The 22,046-nt window shown below is 70.8% G+C and carries 19 protein-coding genes, 1 tRNA gene and 1 pseudogene; 11 read left to right on the top strand and 10 right to left on the bottom strand.

The features are described 5' to 3' along the window. Positions 1-19 precede the first annotated feature (19 nt). The 4 genes from FS532_RS07920 to ptsP all read right to left on the bottom strand — a co-directional run bounded on the left by FS532_RS07920 (position 20) and on the right by ptsP (position 4,954). A complete protein-coding gene (locus FS532_RS07920; protein WP_144752262.1) occupies positions 20-1,177 on the bottom strand; it encodes a mannitol-1-phosphate 5-dehydrogenase in 1,158 nt (385 codons plus the stop codon). Further along, entirely contained in the window at positions 1,174-1,611 is a 438-nt protein-coding gene (locus FS532_RS07915; RefSeq protein WP_079236519.1) for a PTS sugar transporter subunit IIA, read from the bottom strand. The genes FS532_RS07920 and FS532_RS07915 overlap by 4 nt, the downstream gene beginning before the upstream one ends. A gap of 74 nt (positions 1,612-1,685) precedes the next feature. Then, complete coding sequence (locus tag FS532_RS07910; RefSeq protein WP_144752260.1) at positions 1,686-3,239, bottom strand: PTS mannitol transporter subunit IICB; 1,554 nt, start codon at positions 3,237-3,239, stop codon at positions 1,686-1,688. A gap of 59 nt (positions 3,240-3,298) precedes the next feature. Further along, positions 3,299-4,954, bottom strand: coding sequence for a phosphoenolpyruvate--protein phosphotransferase (ptsP, locus tag FS532_RS07905; protein ID WP_144752257.1), 1,656 nt, complete (start codon positions 4,952-4,954; stop codon positions 3,299-3,301). Positions 4,955-5,208: 254 nt separating this feature from the next. Between ptsP and FS532_RS07900 the strand changes: the two genes are divergently transcribed. The 10 genes and pseudogenes from FS532_RS07900 (at position 5,209) to FS532_RS07855 (ending at position 14,532) form a co-directional block, all read left to right on the top strand. Further along, complete coding sequence (locus FS532_RS07900) at positions 5,209-5,979, top strand: DeoR/GlpR family DNA-binding transcription regulator (RefSeq protein ID WP_144752254.1); 771 nt, start codon at positions 5,209-5,211, stop codon at positions 5,977-5,979. A gap of 81 nt (positions 5,980-6,060) precedes the next feature. Beyond that, complete coding sequence (locus FS532_RS07895; RefSeq protein WP_144752251.1) at positions 6,061-6,333, top strand: HPr family phosphocarrier protein; 273 nt, start codon at positions 6,061-6,063, stop codon at positions 6,331-6,333. Between the two features lie 145 nt (positions 6,334-6,478). Next, entirely contained in the window at positions 6,479-7,321 is an 843-nt protein-coding gene (locus FS532_RS07890) for an exodeoxyribonuclease III (protein WP_144752248.1), read from the top strand. Positions 7,322-7,358: 37 nt separating this feature from the next. After that, on the top strand, positions 7,359-8,369 hold the full coding sequence (trpS, locus tag FS532_RS07885) for a tryptophan--tRNA ligase (RefSeq protein WP_144752245.1): 1,011 nt from the start codon (positions 7,359-7,361) through the stop codon (positions 8,367-8,369). A 14-nt stretch (positions 8,370-8,383) separates the two neighbouring features. Further along, positions 8,384-8,962 (top strand): GNAT family N-acetyltransferase, encoded by a 579-nt coding sequence (locus FS532_RS07880; RefSeq protein ID WP_144752242.1) that lies wholly within the window; start codon positions 8,384-8,386, stop codon positions 8,960-8,962. A gap of 62 nt (positions 8,963-9,024) precedes the next feature. Further along, on the top strand, positions 9,025-10,077 hold the full coding sequence (gene ribD, locus FS532_RS07875) for a bifunctional diaminohydroxyphosphoribosylaminopyrimidine deaminase/5-amino-6-(5-phosphoribosylamino)uracil reductase RibD (protein ID WP_260852617.1): 1,053 nt from the start codon (positions 9,025-9,027) through the stop codon (positions 10,075-10,077). A 29-nt stretch (positions 10,078-10,106) separates the two neighbouring features. Then, positions 10,107-10,715: pseudogene (gene ribA, locus FS532_RS07870) on the top strand (GTP cyclohydrolase II); the annotation flags it as partial. Between the two features lie 176 nt (positions 10,716-10,891). Then, positions 10,892-12,304, top strand: coding sequence for an MFS transporter (locus FS532_RS07865; RefSeq protein ID WP_144752235.1), 1,413 nt, complete (start codon positions 10,892-10,894; stop codon positions 12,302-12,304). Positions 12,305-12,497: 193 nt separating this feature from the next. Beyond that, on the top strand, positions 12,498-12,713 hold the full coding sequence (locus tag FS532_RS07860) for a hypothetical protein (RefSeq protein WP_022907338.1): 216 nt from the start codon (positions 12,498-12,500) through the stop codon (positions 12,711-12,713). Positions 12,714-12,720: 7 nt separating this feature from the next. Next, positions 12,721-14,532, top strand: a complete 1,812-nt coding sequence (locus tag FS532_RS07855) for an ABC transporter ATP-binding protein (RefSeq protein ID WP_144752232.1) — start codon at positions 12,721-12,723, stop codon at positions 14,530-14,532. Between the two features lie 45 nt (positions 14,533-14,577). On the opposite strand, the gene FS532_RS07850 is transcribed toward FS532_RS07855, so the two are convergent. From FS532_RS07850 to FS532_RS07835, 4 genes are read right to left on the bottom strand one after another with little or no spacing between them, the layout of a single operon-like run. Beyond that, the gene (locus tag FS532_RS07850) at positions 14,578-16,089 is read right to left on the bottom strand and encodes an NAD-dependent succinate-semialdehyde dehydrogenase (protein WP_144752229.1); all 1,512 of its coding nucleotides are present in this window, start codon (positions 16,087-16,089) and stop codon (positions 14,578-14,580) included. Beyond that, positions 16,086-16,709 (bottom strand): isochorismatase family protein, encoded by a 624-nt coding sequence (locus FS532_RS07845; protein WP_144752226.1) that lies wholly within the window; start codon positions 16,707-16,709, stop codon positions 16,086-16,088. Before FS532_RS07845 ends, FS532_RS07850 begins: the two co-directional genes overlap by 4 nt. Positions 16,710-16,732: 23 nt before the next feature. After that, on the bottom strand, positions 16,733-18,229 hold the full coding sequence (dacB, locus tag FS532_RS07840; protein ID WP_260852609.1) for a D-alanyl-D-alanine carboxypeptidase/D-alanyl-D-alanine endopeptidase: 1,497 nt from the start codon (positions 18,227-18,229) through the stop codon (positions 16,733-16,735). A 51-nt stretch (positions 18,230-18,280) separates the two neighbouring features. Continuing rightward, positions 18,281-19,264: a Gfo/Idh/MocA family protein gene (locus FS532_RS07835; RefSeq protein WP_144752223.1), complete on the bottom strand. Its 984-nt coding sequence runs from the start codon at positions 19,262-19,264 to the stop codon at positions 18,281-18,283. A gap of 138 nt (positions 19,265-19,402) precedes the next feature. On the opposite strand from FS532_RS07835, the gene FS532_RS07830 reads away from it, so the two are divergent. Further along, positions 19,403-21,073, top strand: a complete 1,671-nt coding sequence (locus FS532_RS07830) for an HAD family acid phosphatase (RefSeq protein ID WP_144752220.1) — start codon at positions 19,403-19,405, stop codon at positions 21,071-21,073. A gap of 95 nt (positions 21,074-21,168) precedes the next feature. Here FS532_RS07830 and FS532_RS07825 read toward each other — a convergent pair. Both FS532_RS07825 and FS532_RS07820 read right to left on the bottom strand, forming a co-directional pair. Next, positions 21,169-21,244: transfer RNA gene (locus FS532_RS07825), tRNA-Thr, on the bottom strand. Between the two features lie 44 nt (positions 21,245-21,288). Then, positions 21,289-21,918, bottom strand: coding sequence for a TetR/AcrR family transcriptional regulator (locus FS532_RS07820; protein WP_144752217.1), 630 nt, complete (start codon positions 21,916-21,918; stop codon positions 21,289-21,291). Positions 21,919-22,046 lie beyond the last annotated feature (128 nt).

Genomic DNA, 22,046 nt, shown 5'->3' with positions numbered 1-22,046 from the left:
AGTCCCTCGAGTGGGAACGCTAGGCGCGCGCGGAACGCACCCGATCCGCGAACGCGGCGTGCAGCGGGTGCTGCTCGTCGAGGCCGGTGATCTCCGTGACGACGGCCGCGTCGCTCCGGTCGGAGCGCAGCAACGCCTGCAGCTCGACGCTCTGCTCGTCGTCCGCGACGTCGAAGCGCAGGGCCGCACCCATCGCGTCGAGCAGCGCCGTGGGCTCGGTTCCGTCCTCGGCGAGGGCTGCGGCGGGCGACACGAAACGCTCGTCCCGCGAGAGCTTCCGCAGCGGCTGCCGACCGACCCGCGTCACCGTGTCGGGCAGGTGCGGGTTCTCGAAACGACCGATGATCGCCTGCACGTAGGCGCGGTGCACCTCGGGGTCGAGCTCGTGCCGACGGACCAGCAGGTCGCTCGTCTCGGCGAGGACCGACTCGAGTTCGGAGCGGACCGCGGGGATCGCGATCGCGTCGGAGATCTTGTCCGCGCCCGCGAGGAAGCCGTGGTACGCGACCGTGGCGTGGCCCGTGTTGACCGTGAAGAGCTTCCGTTCGATCGACGCTGCGAGGCCGTCGACGTAGTGCGCGCCGGGGATCTCCGGCTCGGTGCCACCGAACGGGGTCCGGTCGATGGCCCACTCGAAGTACGTCTCGACCGTGACGTCGAGGCCGCCGCCCTCGGGCTGCGCCGGGACGATGCGGTCCACCGCGGTGTTCGCGAAGACGGCCTTGGCGAGGGCCTGGTCGCGGACGTCGGTCGGGAGCGCCTCGACGATGAACTCGCGCAGGCGGTCCGTGGCGTTGAGGGCGTTCTCGCACGCCATGACGGCGATCGGCGGGGCACCGGCGTCGCGCTGCTGGAGCGCGGCGGCGATCACCGGAGCGATGAACTTCAGCACGTTCGGCCCGACCGCGCAGGTCACGATCGACGCGGTGGCGATCTCGGCGACGACGGCCGCTTCGTCCTGCGCACTGTTCAGGGCGCGGAAGTTCGTGACCTCGTGGTCGCGGGCGTTCGCGCCGACCTCGTGCACGGTGTACGAGTCGGCGGCGGCCAGCGCATCGATGAGTGGTGCGGCGACGTCGGCGAAGACGACTTCGTAGCCGGCCTCGTGCAGGAGCAGTCCGACGAAGCCGCGGCCGATGTTGCCCGCGCCGAAGTGGACGGCGGTGGGGGTGCTCACTCGTTGACCTCGCCGAGGATCGACAGGATCGCCGCGGTGTCGGGCGCGTCGGTGAGCTTCTGGACCTCGTCCTCGTCGGAGAACACGATCGCGATCTTGGACAGGATGTCGAGGTGCTCGTTGTTGACGCCCGCGATGCCGACGACGAAGCGCACCGGGTTGCCGTCCCAGTCGATCGGGCTCGCGTAGCGGATGAACGACAGCGCCGACGACTTGATGGCGTCCTTCGCGTCGTTCGTGCCGTGCGGGATCGCGAGGAAGTTGCCCATGTACGTGGACACGCTCTTCTCACGCTCGAGCATCGCCGGGTAGTAGTCCGCCGTGACCGCGCCCGCAGCCTCGAGGATCTCGGCCGCCTCCTTCATCGCCTCCGACTTGGTCGGCGCGGTGTCCTCGGTGTGGATGCGGATCTGGCTCTCCTGCAGGACGGGCATCGGTGGTTCTCCTTGTTGTTCGAGGACGTGGTGGAGGGGACGGCGTTCGCCGTCCCCTCCGATACTGCACTGCGTTACTGGTTCTTGAGCTGTTCGACGACCTCGTCGTACTGCGGCGCGTTCATGAAGTTGCCGACCGAGACGTGCTGCGCGCCCGGGTTCTTCTGCTTCGCGCGGTCGGTCAGCTCCTCCTGCGTGATGATGAGGTCCTCGGTGCCGTCGAGGTTCGCGATCGCCTTGTTGACGACCGTGACGCCCTCGATGCCCGCCTTCTTCACCTTGTTGCGGAGGACGCTGGCGCCCATCGCGCTGGACCCCATGCCGGCGTCGCAGGCGAACACGACGTTCTCGACCTTCGTCGCGGTGGCCGTGCCGGCGCCGACACCGCCGAGGGTGGCCTCCGACTCCTGCTCGTTCGCCGGGGAGTTGTTGCCGAGCAGGCCCGAGGTCGCGGCGTTCACGTCGCGGCCCTTGTTGGCCTGGAGCTTCGCCATCGCGGCGCTCATGTCGCCACCACCGTTCGCCAGGTCACGCTTGCGGGTCGCGATGAGGAAGAACGACGCCACGGCGAACGAGACCGCTGCGGAGAGGATGACCGACAGGATGACGCCGAGGAAGCTGTTCCGCTCCGTCGCGCCGAGCACGGCGAAGATCGAGCCAGGCGACGCCGGGGCGACGAGGCCGGACTTGAAGGCGACGTTCGTCGCGACGCCCGTGGCACCACCGAGGATGACGGCGATGAACAGGACCGGCTTCTGCAGCACGTACGGGAAGTAGATCTCGTGGATGCCGCCGAAGAACTGGATGATGATCGCGCCGGGAGCGGTGGAGCGGGCGATGCCGACACCGAAGAACGTGAAGGCGAGCAGGATGCCGAGGCCGGGGCCGGGGTTCGCCTCGAGGAGGAACAGGATCGACTTGCCGGACTCCTGCACCTGCTGCGCGCCGAGCTGGTCGAGCACACCGTGGTTGATGGCGTTGTTGAGGAAGAACACCTTGGCCGGCTCGATGATCACGCTGGCGAGCGGGAGCAGCGAGTGCTGGACGAGGAAGTTCACCGCGTCGCCGAGGCCTTCGGCGATGAGCTTGAAGAGCGGCGCGAGCCAGAAGAACCCGGCCATGGCGAGCCCGAAGCCGAGGATGCCGGCCGCGTAGTTGTTGACGAGCATCTCGAAGCCCGGCTTGATCTTGCCGTCCCAGAGCTTGTCGATCTGCTTGATGAGGTACGCGCCGAGCGGACCGCAGATCATCGCGCCGAGGATCATCGTGGTGCCGTTCGCACCGATGATGACGCCCATGGTCATGATCGAACCGACCACCGCACCGCGGGTGTCGTAGATCATCCGGCCACCCTGGATCGCGATCGCGAGCGGGATGAGGTAGGTCAGGATCGGCCCGACGAGGCCGACGTTGGCGACGCCGCCCGTCTCACCGAAGCCGCCGAGGATGCCCACGGGCGTCCAGCCGGTCTCGATGAAGAAGGCGGTGATGATGCCCCACGCGATGAAGATCGCGATGTTGGGCATGACCATGCCGGAGAGGAACGTGCCGAACTTCTGAACGGCGACGCGTGCGCCGCCCCGCGACTTCGCGGGAGCGTCGGGCGCTGCAACGGACGACGTTGTCATGTGCGGTGACTTTCTGTGTGGTGGTGCTGCTGCGGTGAAGGGGTGTGGTGCTGGTCGGCTCAGACGGCGTGCGCCGCGGCCGCGGCGGACTTCGCGGCCGCCGCCGTGCTCGCAGCGAGTGCCGCCTGTGCCATCTCGCGGGCCTGGTCGAGCGTGTGCCTGCCGAGTTCGGCGCGCACGTCGGCGAGGGCCGCGGGGGTCATGGAGAGGGTCGTGGCGCCGAGACCGACGAGGACGACGGCGAGCAGCGGGTCGGCTGCCGCCTCGCCGCAGATGCCCACGGCCTTGCCGGCGTCGGACCCGGCGGAGCCGAGCTGCGCGACGAGCCGGAGGACTGCGGGGTGCCACGGGTCCTGGTACGACGCGACGGTGCCGAGCATGCGGTCGGCGGCCATCGTGTACTGGGTCAGGTCGTTCGTGCCGATGGACACGAAGTCGGCGGAGGTGAAGACCTGCTCGGCCATCAGCGCGAGCGAGGGGACCTCTGCCATCACACCGGCGGTGCGGATGCCGAGCTCGCGGGCGAGGTCGACGAAGTACTCGGTCTCCTCGGCGTCGGCGACCATCGGAGCCATCACCCAGAGGTCGGCCTCGGTCTCGGCGTCGGCCTGGGCGAGGGCGGTGAGCTGGTCGCGCAGGACCTCGGGGTGGTTCCGGAGCGCGCGGAGGCCGCGTCGACCGAGGGCCGGGTTCTCCTCGTCTTTGTCGGTGAGGAACGGCAGCGGCTTGTCGGCACCGGCGTCGAGGGCGCGGACGACTACCTTCTTGCCGGGGAACGCCTCGAGGAGCTGCTTGTAGGAGGCCTTCTGCTCGTCGACGGTCGGCGCCTTCGGCGAGTCGAGGAAGAGGAACTCGGTGCGGAAGAGCCCCACGCCCTCCGCACCGAGAGCAACGGCGCCCGCGGCGTCGGCCGGGCTGCCGAGGTTCGCGAGCAGGGGGACGGTGTGTCCGTCGGCGAGGGCGCCGGCGGTGAGCGGGGCGGCGGCCGCGGCGAGGCGGTCGGCGATGCGCTGCTCGACGTCGGCGACGAGCTCGGCGGACGGGTCGGTCACGACGGTGCCGGCTGCCGCGTCCACGACGACGACGGTGCCGTCGGACAGGTCGTCCGCGCCGGTCACGCCGACGATCGCGGTGATGCCCTTCGCCCGGGCGAGGATCGCGGTGTGCGAGGTCGGGCCGCCGTCACGGGTGACGAGCGCGAGGACCTTGTCGAGGTCGAGGAGCGCGGTGTCCGCCGGCGCGAGGTCGCGGGCGACGAGCACGAAGGGGGTGTCCGACTCGGGCACACCCGGGGCTGCGACGCCGCGGAGCTTGGCGACGATGCGCTGGGCGACGTCGTCGAGGTCGGCCGCGCGCTCCCCCATGTAGCCGCCCATGCCGACGAGCAGGTCGCGGAACTGGGCGAACGCCTCGTGCACGGCACGCTCGGGGTTGGTGCCGCCGTCGATGCGTGCGTGCACGTCGTCGAGGAGCGTCGGGTCCTGCGCCATGAGCGCCTGCGCCTCGAGCACGGCCTGGGCGTCGCCACCGGCGAGCTGCCCGCGCTTGTTGAGGTCCTCCGCCACCGCGGCGATCGCCGAGGCCACGGCCTGCTTCGCGTCGTCGGCCGAGCCCTCGAGCGCGGCGGTCGACGGTTCGCCGAGCGGGTCCGCCATCCGGAGCACGGGGCCCTGGGCGACGCCACGGCCGACGCCGGTTCCGAGCAGTTCGGACATTCGAGACTCCTTCATCTCACACGCGCTTGCGGTGGGGTGGTTCGTTCGGTGCGCAGCGACACGGAGGGAACCCCGCCCGTGCGGCTTGAGCAGCACCATACCCCGATCCGCGTTGACAAACAAACACATCCGGGGATAAAAATGCAGAAACAGATGCCCGTTTGCGTCTGGCGGCTGAACCGGAGCGCTCGGATCAGCCGAGGACGTGCCCGAGCGTGTCCGTTCCGTTCCGACCCGAGACGACGAGGCCCACGATGTACGCACCAGAGCGCCACCAGCGCATCGTCGAACAGGCGCGTGCGCAGGGCCGGGTCGACGTCAAGGACCTCGCCGAGCTGCTCGAGGTCACCCCCGAGACCATCCGGCGCGACCTCACGAGCCTCGAGCGCCGCGGCCTGGTCCGTCGTGCCCACGGCGGCGCCATCCCCGTCGAGCGCATCACCATCCACCCCGGCGTCGGCGACCGCGGCGGCATCAACCAGACGGAGAAGATGGTCATCGCCGAGGCGGCGCTCGGCGAGCTGCCCGAGAACGGCTCGGTCATGATCGACGCCGGGACGTCGACGATCTGCCTCGCCGAGATGCTCCCCACCGACCGCGGGCTCACCGTCGTGACGCACTCGCTGCCCGTCGCGATGGCCGTCGCGAACCGCCCGGGCATCGACCTGCACCTTCTCGGCGGCAACATCCGCAGCGACTCCCTCGCCGGGGTCGGCACGTGGACGCACCAGCTCATCGGCATGGTCAGCGTCGACGTCGCCTTCATCAGCATCAACGGGATCACCCCGGAGCGCGGCCTGACGACGCACAACATGGCCGAGGCCGCCGTGAAGTCAGCGATGATCAAGTCCGCGCGCCGGAGCATCCTGCTCGCCGACCACACCAAGTTCGGGCGTGAGGAGTTCGGCCGCGTCGCCCCGCTCGCCGCGATCGACACGATCATCACCGACCCCGCCGTGAACGCCGACCTCGTGCGTGAGGTCGAGGCCGCCGGCACCGAGGTCTTCTGGCCCGGACGCGACTGACCACGTCCACCGCCCGTCCAGCACCCGCCCACACCGCGCTCGCTACCATGAGCGCACCACCCATCGACGAGGAGTCAATCGATGTCCGAAGCCACCCGCACCGTCACCGTCGCCAGCGCGTCCGGCCTGCACGCCCGCCCCGCCTCACTGTTCGTCCAGACCGTGACGGCGTCGGGCCACCAGGTCACGATCGCGAAGGGCGAGAAGTCCGGCAACGCGGGCAGCATCCTCGCGCTCCTGGGACTGGGCATCGAGAACGGCGACGAGGTCACGCTCACCGTCAACGGCGACGACGCCGAGACGACCGCGGACAGCCTGGTCGAGTTCCTCAAGACGGACCACGACGCGGCCTGACCACGCGGGTCGCGTCTTGGACGCGACCACCCGACGGACTGGAGGCGCGGTGCCAGCTGGCACCGCGCCTCCAGTCCGTCGTCGTGTCGCCACCACCGCGACCGGTGCGTCCGGCCTGTCGGCGCCCGCCGATAAGGTGTTCTGCATGACACGCCTGCGCCTCGCATCCGTCAACGTGAACGGCGTCCGCGCCGCCTTCCGCAAGGGGATGGGCGACTGGCTCGCCACACGCGACGTCGACGTGCTGGCCCTGCAGGAGGTCCGTGCCTCGAGCGACGACCTCGCCGGCCTGCTCGGCGACGAGTGGGACATCGTGCACGACCCGGCCACCGCCAAGGGACGCGCGGGCGTCGCGATCGCTTCGCGCCACAGCGCCCACGTGCACCGCGTCGCGCTCGGCGCCGACGACTTCGACTCGGCCGGCCGCTGGCTCGAGGCCGACTACGAGATCGGCGGCACCACCGTCACCGTGGTGTCCACCTACGTCCACTCGGGCGAGGTCGACACCCCGAAGCAGGACGAGAAGTGGAAGTTCCTCGACGCGATGACGGAGCGCCTGCCGAAGCTCCGCGAGCACAACCCGCTCGCCGTCGTCGTCGGCGACCTCAACGTCGGGCACGACCAGCGCGACATCAAGAACTGGAAGGGCAACGTGAAGCGCGCCGGCTTCCTGCCCCGCGAGCGCGCCTACTTCTCGCGCTTCTTCGGCGCCGACGGCACCGAGGTCGAGGGCGCGGACGGCTCGACCGGTACCGGCCTGGGCTGGGTCGACGTCGGCCGCGAGCAGGCCGGCGACGTCGAGGGCCCGTACACCTGGTGGTCCTGGCGCGGCCAGGCGTTCGACAACGACACGGGCTGGCGCATCGACTACCAGATGGCGACCCCGGAGCTCGCCGCGAAGGTCACGCAGTACACGGTCGACCGGGCCGCGGCGTACGACCAGCGATGGTCCGACCACGCCCCCGTGGTCGTCGACTACGAACTCTGATCTCCCACTCCTCCAGCAGCTACAGGACAGCAACACCATGACCAAGACGCGCATCTTCTCGGGCATCCAGCCCTCGGCCGGATCCCTCCACCTCGGCAACTACATCGGCGCGCTCATGCAGTGGAGGACGCTGCTCGACGACTACGACGCGATCTACTGCGTCGTCGACATGCACGCGATCACCTCCCCGCAGGACCCGGCCGAGCTCCGGGCGAACACCCGCGCCACGGCCGCGCAGTACATCGCCTCGGGCATCGACCCGACCAAGGCGACGCTGTTCGTGCAGTCGCACGTGCCGGCGCACGCCGAGCTCGCGTGGGTGCTCAACACCCTCACCGGCTTCGGCGAGGCGAGCCGGATGACCCAGTTCAAGGACAAGTCGGCGCGGCAGGGTGCCGAGGCCGCATCGGTCGGGCTGTTCACGTACCCGGTGCTGATGGCGGCGGACATCCTGCTGTACGACACGAAGGTGGTGCCGGTCGGCGACGACCAGCGGCAGCACGTCGAACTCACGCGCGACCTCGCCGGCCGCTTCAACTCGCGGTTCGGTGACACGTTCGTCGTGCCGGAGGCCCGGATCCTCACGGACACGGCCCGGATCTACGACCTGCAGGACCCGACGAGCAAGATGAGCAAGTCGGCCGCGTCCGACAACGGCCTCATCCGGCTGCTCGACGACCCGAAGCACACGGCGAAGAAGATCCGTTCGGCGGTCACCGACACCGAGCGGGAGATCCGGGCGGACCGACAGGCCAAGCCGGGCATCACGAACCTGCTGTCGATCCTGTCGGCGTTCACCGGCACCCCGGTCGCCGCGCTCGAGGAGTCGTTCCAGGGCAAGGGCTACGGCGACCTGAAGGGCGAGGTCGCGGACGCCGTCGTGGCGGAGCTCGAGCCGGTGCGCGCCCGCACGCTCGAGCTCCTCGACGACCCCGCCGAGCTCGACCGGCTCCTCGAGGTCGGTGCCGAGCGTGCCGAGTCGATCGCGTCCGAGACCCTCGCGAAGGTCTACGAGCGCATCGGCTTCGTGCCGCGTCCCCGGCGCTGACCGCCGGTACCGACATGATCCCCGTCACGTTGACGTCCGCCCGGGTGCACCTCGACGTGCCCACCCGGGCGGACGTCGCCGCGATCACCGAAGCCTGCCAGGACCCGGCGATCGTGCGGTGGACGACGATCCCGACGCCGTACACGGCACGGGACGCCACCACGTTCGTCGACGCCCTCGTGGGACCGGGGTGGGCATCCGACCGCGAGTACACCTGGGCGATCCGCCGAACCGGGTCGACCTGGCTCGAGGGCATCGTCGGCTACCGGACCGCGAACCGCGACCTCGGGTTCTGGCTCGCGCCGTCCGCCCGCGGTGCCGGACTCATGCACGACGCCGTCGGACTCGTGCTCGACTGGGCGTTCGAGCAGGGCGCTCCCGACGTGTACTGGGAGTGCTACGCGGGCAACACGGCGTCGGCGTCCGTCGCACGGGCCGCCGGCTTCTCGTACACCGGCACGGGCGAGGCCCGGATCCCCGGACGCGACGGCGCGCCGACGACGGCGTGGAAGGGCCTCCGTCGCGCCGACGGGTCCCCGGCGTCCGACCTCGCCTGGCCGGCGGAGGCGTTCGCCGCCGGCGACGTCGGCTGACGGTTCCACGCCGGTAGTCTCGGGTCGTGAGCAGCACCCCCACCCCGGCCGAGGTCCGCGCGATGCGCCGTGGCCTCGAACTCGCCGCGCTCGGCCCCGCGGTCGGCGACCACGCCCGCGTCGGGGCAGTCATCCTCTCCCCCGCCGGTGATGTCCTCGCCGAGGGCTGGCACAAGGGCGCCGGCACCCCGCACGCCGAGGTCGACGCGATGACCAAGGTCCCGGCCGAGGTCCTCCGCGGTGCCACCGCGGTCGTCACGCTCGAACCCTGCAACCACACCGGCCGCACCGGCCCCTGTGCCGTCGCGCTCATCGAGGCCGGCATCGGCCGGGTCGTCTACGCGATCGACGACCCGGGCTCGGACGTGCACGGCGGCGGCGACCGGCTCCGCGCCGCCGGCGTCGAGGTCGTCTCCGGGGTGCTCGCGGACGAGGCCGAGGCGTTCCTCGAGCGGTGGCTCCTCTCCGTCCGCCTGGGTCGGCCGTGGGTCACCGTCAAGTGGGCGTCGAGCCTGGACGGCCGTGCCGCCGCCGCCGACGGCACGAGCCAGTGGATCACCGGTGCCGCCGCGCGCCAGCACGTGCACGAGCAGCGCGCCGCCCACGACGCGATCCTCGTCGGCACCGGGACCGTGCTCGCCGACGACCCGACCCTCACCGCGCGGGGCGACGCCGGCGAACTCCTCGCCGACCAGCCGTTGCCCGTGGTGTTCGGCGACCGCCCGGTCCCCGACGACGCCGCCGTGCGCCGGCACCCCCGCGGGCTCGTCACACTGCCGGGCCACGACCTCACCGCCTCGCTCGGCGCCCTGCGCGGCCACGGTGTGCACTCGGTGTTCGTCGAGGGCGGCCCCACGGTCGCGTCGGCGCTCATCGCCGCGGGGCTCGTCGACGAGTACCTCGTGTACCTCGCACCCGTCCTGCTCGGCGGCCCCCGTGTTGCCCTCGATGACGTCGGTGTGGGAAGCATCGGCGAGCGTCGGAGGTTGGACGTACTATCGACCACCAGCCTCGGCCCCGACCTGCTGGTCCGAGCTCGACCCCACCGCCAGGCCCGGCCGGTGGCGGACGCGCTCGGAGACGAGGGGCCCCAGAACGACCGGAGCACCCCATGACCGACGCACTCACCTCCCCCACCCCCGGGAGCCCGGTCCAGTTCGAGGTGTCCACGAACGTCCCGACGACCCACGGCACGTTCGAGATGCGCGCCTACCGCGACCTCGTGACGAGCGCCGAGCACGTCGCGATCATCGGAACCGGCCCGGACGGTGCCGCTCCCCGCGACGGCGCGCTCGTCCGTGTGCACTCGGAGTGCCTGACGGGCGAGGCGTTCGGGTCGCTCAAGTGCGAGTGCGGTCCGCAGCTCGACGCGGCGCTCGACACGATCGCTGCCGAGGGCGGTGTGGTGATCTACCTGCGCGGGCAAGAGGGCCGCGGCATCGGCCTCATCAACAAGCTGAAGGCCTACCGCCTGCAGGAAGACGGCCTCGACACCCTCGACGCGAACCTCGCGCTCGGCCTCCCCGCCGACTCACGCGCGTACGGCGGCGCGGCCGGCATCCTCGCCGACCTCGGCATCACGAGCGTCCGGCTGCTCTCGAACAACCCGGAGAAGCGCCGTCAGCTCGAGGAGCACGGCATCACGGTCGAGAGCCTCGTGCCGCTCGTCGTCGGCGTCTCCGCGCAGAACGCCGGGTACCTCGACACGAAGCGCGACCGGATGGGCCACCAGCTCCCCGCCCACCTGGGCTGATTCGCAGGTGCACGACATCTGTCGTAGGATGGGGGCTTCCGTCACAAGCGGTCCACCACCACAGCCGAACGCACCCGATCGGTGTCCGCGCCACCCCGCGCGAACCGACCGGTGTCCGCCGTCCGGCTGACCGCTGCGCTCCCCTCGAGCGCTCCCCCACGGAGTCCCCTCACCCCATGTCCGCCGCACCGGCACCCGCAGCCCCGAAGACCGCCGGCAATCCGCGCTCCCGCGTCGTGATCGCCAGCCTCGTCGGCACCTCCATCGAGTTCTACGACTTCTACGTCTACGCGACGGCCGCGGTCCTCGTCTTCCCGACGCTGTTCTTCCCGAACGAGGACCCGACGGCGTCGCAGCTGTCCTCGTTCGTGACCTTCGCCCTCGCGTTCTTCGCGCGTCCGGTCGGATCGGTCCTCTTCGGCCACTTCGGTGACCGTGTCGGCCGCAAGGCGACCCTCGTCGCGTCGCTGCTCGTGATGGGCACCGCCACGTTCCTGATCGGCTGCCTGCCGACGTTCGACTCGATCGGGATCTGGGCCCCCGTGCTGCTCGCCGTGATGCGCTTCGCACAGGGCGTCGGCCTCGGTGGCGAGTGGTCCGGCGCCGCCCTCCTCGCGACGGAGAACGCGCCGAAGGGCAAGCGCGGCGTCTTCGGTTCGATGCCGCAGCTCGGCGCCCCGATCGGCTTCCTGCTCGCCAACGGCCTGTTCATCGCGATCAACGCGGCGATGCCGGCCGGCGCCGACGGCACCCCGAACCCCGACTTCCAGGCCTGGGGCTGGCGTCTGCCGTTCCTGCTCTCGGCGGTCCTCGTGTTCGTCGGCCTGTACGTGCGGTTCAAGCTCGTCGAGTCCCCGGTGTTCCGAGGTGTCCAGGAGTCCGGCACGGTCGCGAAGATCCCGCTCGCCCGGGTGTTCCGCACGTCGTGGAAGCCCCTCATCGTCGGCACCTTCGGCATGGTCGCCACGTACGTGCTCTTCTACTTCATGACGACGTTCACGCTGTCGTACGGCACGACGGGCGCCGAGGCGGGGCCGCTCGTCCCGAAGATCGGTCTCGGCTACACCCGCGGCGAGTTCCTGACGCTCCTCATGATCGGCGTCGTGTTCTTCGGCATCTTCACCCCGGTCGCCGGCATGCTCGCCGACAAGTTCGGGCGTCGTCGCACCCTCATCCCGACGACCGTCGGCATCGCGCTGTTCGGTCTGACGTTCCAGTTCTGGTTCGCGGCGTCGACCGGTCCGATCACGGTCGTCACCTTCCTCATCGTCGGCCTGTCGCTGATGGGCCTGACGTTCGGCCCGATGGGTGCCCTGCTGCCGGAGCTGTTCCCCACGAACGTCCGGTACACGGGTTCGGCGATCGCGTACAACGTCGCCTCGATCCTCGGTGCCTCGCTCGCCCCGACGATCGCGCTGGCGCTGTGGAAGCCGGACGGGAACATCTTCCTGGTCGGTCTGTACCTGACGATCGCGGCCGTGGTCACCCTCGTCGCGCTCCTGTTCGTCCGCGAGACGAAGAGCGCCGGCCTCGACGAGGCGGACCGGTCCGGCACGACGGACGCGGCCCCTGCCGAGGCGCGCGCCTGACGCGACCCCTGTTCGGACTGGAGGCGCGGTGCCAGCTGGCACCGCGCCTCCAGTCCGTCTGTGGGCACGTTCCGTTCCGACCTGCCGAGCCGCAACGACGACGTCGATGTCGTACGACGTCGGACTTGTCGCTCCGAGTCCACACGTCAACCCAGGTTGACATCTGTCGGTGCGTCAATGTAGGTTGACAGGCATGGACCGACCGACCATCACGAGCCTCGCCGCGGGGGCAGCCGGGGACGACCCGTTCTCCGCCCTGGCCAGCGTGCGCGAGCTCCGCCGTGAACTCGACCGGACCGAGGAACTCGCCGCCCGCCGCGCCCGGAACGCCGGCGCCTCGTGGCAGGAGATCGCGACGCTGCTCGGCGTCAGTCGACAGGCAGTGCACAAGAAGTACGGCAGAAACTAGGAACACGATGAGCTCCCCCTTCGCGCGACCCAAGAAGACCGACGGCCCCCGCGCCAGCTTCGGCCGGCTGCTGGGCTACCTGTTCGAGAACAAGCCGGCGATGGTCGTGATCATCGTGCTGAGCATCCTCGGCGCCGGCGCGTCCCTCGCCCAGCCGCTGCTCGTGAACCAGGTGGTCACCGCGGTGCAGCACGGCAACACCCTGAGCATGCTCGTGTGGGCCCTCGTCGCCCTGGTGCTCGTGTCCGGCGTCCTGAACGGCGTCCAGCACTTCCTGCTCCAGCGCGCGGGTGAGGGCGTGGTCCTCTCCACCCGCCGGAAGCTCATCGCCCGCATCCTCAACCTGCCGATCTCGGAGTTCGACACGCGGCGCACCGGTGACCTCGTGTCCCGGGTCGGCAGCGACACCACGCTGCTCCGCGCCGTGCTCACGCAGGGGCTCATCGAGTCGATCGGCGGCGCGCTGACCTTCATCGGCGCGGTCATCGCGATGGCGATCATCGACCCGCTGCTGCTCGGCATCACGGTCGTCATCGTGCTCGTCGCCATCGTCGTCGTCGGTGGCCTGAGCCGCCGTATCCGCATCGCGTCGAAGAAGGCGCAGGAGAAGGTCGGCGACCTCACCGCCGCCGTCGAGCGCGGCATCGGCGCCGTCCGCACCATCCGCGCAGCGGGGGCGACCGAGCGCGAGGTGCAGGAGGTCGACGGTCACGCGACCGAGGCCTACAAGCGGGGCCTCGACATCGCGCGGATGTCGGCGTTCGTCGTCCCGGTCGCGAGCATCGTCATGCAGGTGGCGTTCATCGCCGTGCTCGGCGTCGGTGGCGCGCAGGTCGCCGCGGGCACGATCACGATCGCCACGCTCATCACGTTCATCCTGCTGCTGTTCATGATGATCATGCCGCTCGGGCAGGCCATGGGCGCGGTCGTCGCCGTCGCGCAGGCACTCGGTGCCCTCGGACGCATCGAGGAGATCCTGCACCTGCCGACCGAGGCCCAGGACGACGGCGCGGTGCGCGTCGCCGCCGCGGTCGAGACCGACGACGCCATCACCTTCGAGCACGTGTCGTTCCGGTACGGCGCTCCCGCCGACGGGCCTGGAGGCGCGGATCGCCTCCCCGAGACCGCCGACGACGAGCAGGCGGTGCTGCACGACGTCTCCTTCCGGGTGCCGCGCGGCTCGCGGGTCGCCCTGGTGGGGCCCTCCGGTGCGGGCAAGTCGACGACGCTGGCACTCATCGAGCGGTTCTACGACCCGACGGACGGGGTGATCCGGCTCGGCGGCGTCGACGTCCGCGGGCTGGACCGTGCCGAGCTGCGGGCCCAGATCGGCTACGTGGAGCAGGACGCCCCGGTACTTGCCGGCACCATCCGGGCGAACCTGCTGCTCGGGTCACCGAACGCGACCGAGGACGACTGCGTCCGCGTGCTCGAGGCGGTCAACCTCGGCGAGGTCCTGCACCGCGACCCGCGCGGCCTCGACGCCCAGGTGGGCGAGGACGGCGTCATGCTCTCGGGTGGTGAGCGCCAGCGCCTCGCGATCGCCCGCGCGCTGCTCGCCGCTCCCCCGATCCTGCTGCTCGACGAGTCCACCTCGTCGCTCGACGGGGTGAACGAGCAGAAGATGCGGCTCGCGATCGACGCCGTGGCCGAGGACCGGACGCTCCTCGTCATCGCGCACCGGCTCTCCACCGTGGTCGACTCGGACTTGATCGTCGTGCTCGAGCACGGTCGGGTCGTCGGGGTCGGCACGCACTCGGAGCTCGTCGAGTCCACCCCGCTGTACCGCGACCTGGCGAAGCACCAGCTGCTGGTCTGACGCCGCGCCGGCTCGGTCTGACGCCGGGCCGACTCCGGCTGCCGCTCAGGCGGCGAACGGGTCCGGGGTCAGGACGTAGACGCTCTCGAGGTACTCCTCGATCCCCTCGTGGGACCCCTCGCGGCCGAGGCCGGAGGACTTCACGCCACCGAACGGGAACGCGGCGTTCGACACGACACCGGTGTTCAGCCCGAGCATCCCCGTCTCCAGGCGCTCTGCCAGCCGTTGCCCGCGGGCGAAGTCCGACGTGTACGCGTACGCGATCAGCCCGAACTCGGTGTCGTTCGCGAGCCGGATGCCCTCTTCCTCGGTGGCGAACCGCGTGATCGACACCACGGGCCCGAAGATCTCCGTGGTGAGGATGTCCGACCCGGGCTGCACGTCGTCGAGGACCGTGGGCGCGTAGTACGTCCCCGGGCGGTCGACGCGCTGCCCGCCGGTGACGAGCCGGGCTCCGCGCGAGACGGCGTCGTCGACGAGTCGGGCGGCCTTGTCCACGGCCCGGTCGTCGATGAGCGGCCCCATCGTGGTGCCCTCCTCGCTCCCCCGGCCGATCCGGAACTCGTCGACCTTCGCGGTGAGGGCCGCGGTGAAGGCGTCGGCGATGCCCTCCTGCACGAAGAAGCGGTTCGCGGCGGTGCAGGCCTCGCCGACGTTGCGGAACTTCGCGAGCATCGCGGCCGTGACGGCGGTGTCGAGGTCGGCGTCGTCGAACACCAGCAGGGGCGCGTTGCCGCCGAGCTCCATGCTCGTCTTCAGGACGTTGTCGGCGGCCTGCTTCAGGAGCGCCGAGCCGACGGGCGTCGATCCCGTGAAGGTCAGCTTCCGGAGCCGGCGGTCGGCGATGATCGGCTCGGACAGCCCCTTCGCGTCGAGGGACGGCACCACGTTGAGGACGCCGTCCGGCAACCCGGCACGACGGAACAGCTCGACGAGGAACAGCGTCGTGAGCGGCGTGAGCTCGGCCGGCTTCACGACCACGGTGCACCCGGCTGCGAGCGCCGGGCCGATCTTCCGGGTCGCCATCGCGAGCGGGAAGTTCCACGGGGTGATCGCGTACACCGGGCCGACCGGTCGCTTCAGCACGATCGCACGGCCGGTGCCCTCCGGGTTGGTGCGGTAGTCGCCACCGATGCGGACGGCCTCCTCGGAGAACCAGCGGAGGAACTCGCCGCCGTAGGTGACCTCGCCACGGGCCTCGGCGAGGGGCTTCCCCATCTCGAGCGTCATGAGCGCTGCCAGGTCCTCGGCGTGCTCCCGCACCAGGTCGAACGCCGCCCGGAGCAGGTCGGACCGCTGCCGCGGTGGCGTGGCGGCCCAGGATTCCTGCGCGGCGACGGCGGCGTCGAGCGCGGCGATGCCGTCCTCGGGGGTGGCGTCCGCGACCTCCGCGAGCACCTCGCCCGTCGAGGGGTCGCGGACGGGGAAGGTCGCACCGCCGGAGGCCGAGCGCCACCGTCCACCGATGAACAGGCCGGTCGGGACTCCCTCGACCGAGACGTTGTCGTCGGCGACCGTCGTGGTCACCGCGGTGGTGGGGGTCGTGGTGTCCGTCATAGTACTGCTCCTCCGGGGTTCGCCAACCCCTCGTCCATGTCGCTGTGGTCGACGTGCCCGCCGGCCGTGCGGATCTCGTCGAGCGCCCGGCCACTCCGGTCCGCGTCCACACCGGCGACCAGGTCGTCGAACACGGCGACGTCGTACCCGGCCGCCAGCGCGTCGAGGGCGGTCGCGCGGACGCAGTGGTCGGTGGCGAGGCCGATGACGTCGACCGTCGTCACGTGGTGCTCGGCGAGCACTTCGGGCAGCAGGACGCCGCTCTCGGTCCGGGCCTGGAACGCCGAGTAGTCCGGGGTCCCCTGTCCCTTGAACACGTCGACGTCGACGTACTCGGTGTCGAGCTCGGAGTGGTACTCGGCCCCTGGTGTTCCCGCGACGCAGTGCACGGGCCACGTGGTCACGAAGTCCGGGCCCTCCGGACCGGCGAAGTGGCCGCCGTTGTCGTCGTCGCCGTGGTGCCAGTCGCGGGACCCCACGACGAGGTCGTACTCGTCCTCGGCGTGCCGGTGGAGGAACGCCGAGATGCGGGCGGCGAGCTCCGCACCGCCGGCGACCGCGAGCGCGCCGTCCTCGGTGAAGTCGTTCTGGACGTCGACGATGAGCAGTGCCCTGGCCATGGGGCCATCCAACACCCGCCGGCTCAGGAACCGGTGAGCCTGCTCCCGCACGAGTAGGTGGCAGCCGTGACCGCGTCGAGTGCCGGGAGCGCCGCGGCACGGGAGGACCCGATGGCGTAGAACGCGAAGGTCAGACGGGTGCCGTCGGCGGCGTCGATGTACCCACCGAGCGTGTTCGCGCTGTCGATCCAGCCGGTCTTGGCGTGCACCTTGCCGCGGGCGACGGCGTTCGCGCCGGTGAACCGGCTGGCGAGCGTGCCGGACTGTCCGGACACCGGCAGGGCGTTCGCGAGCGTGCCCAGGCCCTTCGCGCCGGCCTGCACCTGCACCATGAGGTGGGCGACGAAGTTCGGCGAGACGGCGTTCGCCGCGCTCTCGCCCGAACCGTCCTTGATGACGATGCCGGACGGGTCGACGCCGTACGACTGCAGCGCTGTCTGGTACACGGACGTCAGCGACGCCGCGGACCCGTTCGAGCCGGACTCCTTCGACGACACCCGCGCGAGCATCTCGGCGAGCGTGTTGTCCGAGTTCGGGATCATCTGCCCGATGAGCGTCGACACGGGCTGCGACGACACGGTGGCGATCGTGTCGGAGCTCGTCGTCGCCCGCTTGACGATCTGGGCGTTGGCGGCTCCGGCGACCCCGGCGTTCGCGAGGGCCGTGCGGAACAGGTCTCCGGCCCGGCCGACCGGGTCGGTCGAGCGCGGCGAGGTCGCCGCACCGGGGTTCGCGCGGTCGCCGTCGACCATGAGCGCCGTCACGTTCGGCTGGTACCCGATGGTCCGCTCGCTGACGGGCCACGTCGGGTCCCAGGCGTCGGCGTCGTTCCAGTACGTGTCGTCCGTGACGATGGTGGTCACCGGGGCACCGCCGAGCTTCGCCTTCACCTGCTGGGCGAGTTGGCCGAGCGTCGGGGCGCCCGGGTAGACGGTCGCCCCACCGGCCGAAAGGGTCGCGTCGCCGTGGCCGACGAGCGCGATCGCTCCGCCGGCCTCCTTCGTCACGGTCGTCGGGATCCGGTGGTCGCCGCCGAGCACGGCGAGCGCGGTCGCCGTCGTCAGGGTCTTCATCACGCTGCCGGTCTGCGCGGCCTTGTCCCCGTTGCGCGAGAACAGGACCTCGCCGGTCTTCGCGTTCATCACGTACCCCTCGAACGCACCGAGCCCACCGGCCGATGCCGCGCTCGAGATCGTGCACGTCCGGAGGGCGGACGGGCCGGCGGCGTTCTCCGGCACCGCGCGTCCGGCGGGCGTCGGGGTGCTCGACGGCGTCGGCGTCGTCGTCGCGGACGGGGTGGCTGTGGCCGAGGAGTCCGCCACCGCACGCTCGGACGCCCGGGGCGTCGGCATCGTCGCGGCGGCCACGGCGACCGCTCCCCCGGAACCGAGCACGAGGACGGCTGCCAGGCCGCCGGCGATCCACGGGACCGGGCGGCGGGCGGCGGAGGCGCGGACGGCGGCGACCGCGTCGCGGAGGCGATCCGGGACGGAGCGCGGTGAGGGCTGCTGGTCGGACATCGCGAACGATCCTACGGAACTGCGGGAGGAGCCTCCAGGCCTGATCCGAAGTCAGTCGCCGTCGACGGCGTACCGGACCCCGACCTGCCGGCGCGCCTCGTCCATGAGCGCCATGATCGCGATGGTCTCCTCGGGGTCCATCGGACCACCCTCGTGGATGCCGGAGGTGACCATGGTCTCGAACGCGCGGACCTCGTGCGCGTAGCCGGTGAGCTCCTCGCGACCGTCGAACTCCTCGACGACCACGCCGTCGCGGTCACGGAGCCGCCAGGTCGTGGGGGTGAACCACGTGGAGTCGAGGTCGATCCGACCGTCCTCGCCGATCACCGACGCGCTGTTCGGACTGCGGAGGTCGAGCCCGAAGTGCAGCATCGACTGCGTACCGCCCTCGTGCGTGAGCACCAGACCCATCTGTGTGTCGACGCCCTGCTCGCTCAGCGTGCCCGCAGCGGCGATGCCGGTCGGGACACCGAGCACGTCCACCGCGAACGAGATCGGGTAGATGCCGAGGTCGAGCATCGCGCCGCCACCGAGGGCGGGGTCGTTCAGCCGGTGCGCGGGGTCGCTCGGCAGCGCCTGGTGGTGCGTCGCCTCGACCAGCCGGACACGACCGATGCGTCCTTCGCTGACGAGCTCGCGGATCATCGACATCTGCGGGAGGAAGCGCGTCCACATCGCCTCCATCACGGCGACGTCCGCACGGCGGGCGGCGTCGACGACGCGCCGGGCCTCGTCCGCCGTGATGGTGAACGCCTTCTCGACGAGGACGTGCTTGCCGGCCTTGATCGCGAGCAGGGCGTCCTCGGCGTGCCGGGAGTGCGGGGTCGCGACGTACACGGCGTCGACCCCGTCGTCGGCGACGAGGTCCTCGTAGGAACCGTGCGCGCGCGGGATGCCGAACTCCGAGGCGAACGACTCGGCACCCGCCTGCGTCCGGCTGCCGACCGCGACGAACTCGATGCCCGCGGCGGTGCAGTCGCCCACGAAGGAGCGTGCGATGCCGCCCGTGCCGATGACTCCCCAGCGAACCGTCATGCGTCCTGTCTACCAGCGCGGTCCCACACCACGCCGCTGTCCGCCTGCAGCACTTTGGTATGGACTCCACGGGTGACTGCCAGCTAGCGTGCTGCCACGCCCCTCGAACGGGGGCGTCCCCTCCCCGAGAAGGTCTTCATGCGCCGATCCGTCCTGTCCGTCGTCGCCACCAGCGCGGCGATCGTCCTCACCTCCACCCTCGTCGGCGTCACGCCGGCGAACGCGCACGGATGGGGGTCGCCAGGACACTCGCCCGGCCACTCGACCGACGCCGGTCTGACACCACGGACGCACTTCACGATGGCCGCCGACGCGTCCTCCGGAGCAACCCAGGGCGGCGAGGGCATCCCGAACATCGACTCCGTCAAGAAGACCATCGCCACGTACTACGGCGACCCCGGCACTGGCCTCGCGAACCGCACCGACTCCCCGTACATCCGCGAGATGCGGTCCATCGTCGCGCAGCAGAGCGCCGGACTGCAGCGCATCCACGACGCCGCCGTGCGCCACGGCGAGAAGCCGGCGATCGTGCTCGACGCCGACGACACCACCCTGTGGACGTACGACATGGAGGTCGCGGACATGCACTTCGTGTTCGACCCCGCACGGCAGGACGAATGGGTGCAGGACGAGCGCTTCGCCGCCACCCCGTCGATGGTCGGGTTCGTCAACCGCGCCTCGGCCATGGGCTTCACCGTCTTCGGGCTGACCGGGCGGAACGACGACCAGAAGGCCGCCACCGTCCAGAACCTGTCCAAGGTCGGGTACACCGCCTTCACGCAGGACCGCTTCTTCACGAAGTGGACCGGCAAGGGCACCTCGCAGCAGCCCTCGTACATCACCTGCGCGGCCGCGAGCTGCACCACCGTCGAGTACAAGGCCCTCACACGCAAGCACATCGAGCAGGACCTCGGCTACGACATCGCCCTCAACATCGGCGACCAGTGGAGCGACCTGCAGGGCGGGTACGCCGACCGCTCGGTGAAGCTGCCGAACCCCACGTACTACCTGCCCTCCGCGAACCTGCCCGGCGTGTCCGAGCCACGGCTGGCGCCCCGCACGCAGTTCACCATGGCGGCGGACGGGTCCTCGGGTGCGACGCAGAGCGGTGAGGGCATCCCGAACATCGACTCCGTCAAGAAGACGATCGCCACGTACTACGGCGACCCCGGTACGGGCCTCGCGAACCGCACCGACTCGCCCTACATCCGTGAGATGCGCACCATCGTCGCCCGCCAGGCCCCCGTCGTCGCCGCCCAGTGCGCCGTCGGCCGGAAGCTGCACCGGAACCCCGCGATCGTGCTCGACGCCGACGACACCACCCTGTGGACGTACGACATGGAGGTCGCGGACATGCACTTCGTCTTCGACCCCGCCCGCCAGGACGAATGGGTGCAGGACGAACGCTTCCCCGCCACTCCGTCGATGACGTCGCTCGTGTCGATCGCCCAGCGCTCGGGCTGCACGATCATCGGACTCACCGGCCGGAACGACGACCAGAAGACGGCGACGATCGAGAACCTGCAGAAGGTCGGCTACGCGCAGTTCGCCGCCACCCAGCGCGATGTGCAGACCTACTACACGAAGTGGACCGGCGTCGGTGCCTCGCAGCAGCCGTCGTACATCAGCTGCGCCACGGCGAAGTGCACGACGGTCGAGTACAAGTCGCAGACGCGGGCGCACATCGAGTCCCGCGCGGGCGGACGGTTCGACGTCGTCGCCAACTTCGGGGACCAGTACAGCGACCTGCTCGGCGGGTCGGCGGACCGCAGTGTGAAGCTGCCGAACCCGACGTACTACCTGCCCTGAGCGGCGGCCCCGCGGGTACGCCCGCGGGGCGCGCCCGGGTACGGGAAAAGCCCCGGTCAGTTCCCTGCGAAAGGGAGTCTGACCGGGGCTTTTCGTGGAGCCGCCTGTCGGAATCGAACCGACGACCTATTCATTACGAGTGAATCGCTCTGCCGACTGAGCTAAGGCGGCGGACGCTCCGTTGCCGGAGCGGCACGGGTCACAACTATACAGGTTCAGACGAGCGAACGCGAAACCAGCGCGTCGAGGTCGGCGAACGACCGCTCGAGCTCGTCCACGAGGTGCGTGTCGGAACCGGCGTCGGACCACTCCCACCACGCGTGCCGCAACGCGGCGAGGGCGACGAGCGATGCCAGGCGCGCCCGGCGACGCAGCGCGACGGGCTCCGTGGTGGCACCGGCACCCTCGAGCCGTGCGACCACGGCACGCTCGATCTCGGCCTGGAACTCCTTCATCGACTCCATGCGGCGGCTGAACAGCTCGGGCGCGGCGCGGAGCACCTGCTGCCGTTCCTCGATGAGGCCCCGCTCCTCGATGAGCTCACGGGTCGAGTGCACGAGCAGCGCCCCGAGGTCCGCCAGCAGGTCACCCTTCGGCCCGCCGGCGACGAACTCCGCGAGCACGGTGTCGTCCGGCAGCGTCGGGTCGTCGCCCAGGAGCGCGCCCTCCTTGTTCGGGAAGTAGTTGAAGAACGTCCGCGGCGACACGTCGGCACGGCGGGAGATCTCGTCGACCGTCACCGCCGCGAGGCCGTCCTCGATCGCGATGCGGAGCGCGGCCTGCTGGATCGCGAGTCGGGTGGCGCGGCGTTTCCGCTCGCGCAGGCCGGGTTCTGCGTCGGACATGCGGTGATTGTCCCACGCGCGGCCGTGGGTCGGGGCGGGCTGCGTCACGGGGCGAGACCGGCCTGGAGGCACGGTGCGGGTCCGCCTCGCGTCTCCCGTTCGCGGGATGGTCGCGCCAGTGGGCGGAG

This window comes from Curtobacterium pusillum, from assembly GCF_007673235.1.
Classification (GTDB): domain Bacteria; phylum Actinomycetota; class Actinomycetes; order Actinomycetales; family Microbacteriaceae; genus Curtobacterium; species Curtobacterium pusillum_C.
Note: the sequence above shows the minus strand (reverse complement) of the source record. Positions and strands in the feature narration are given on the sequence as shown.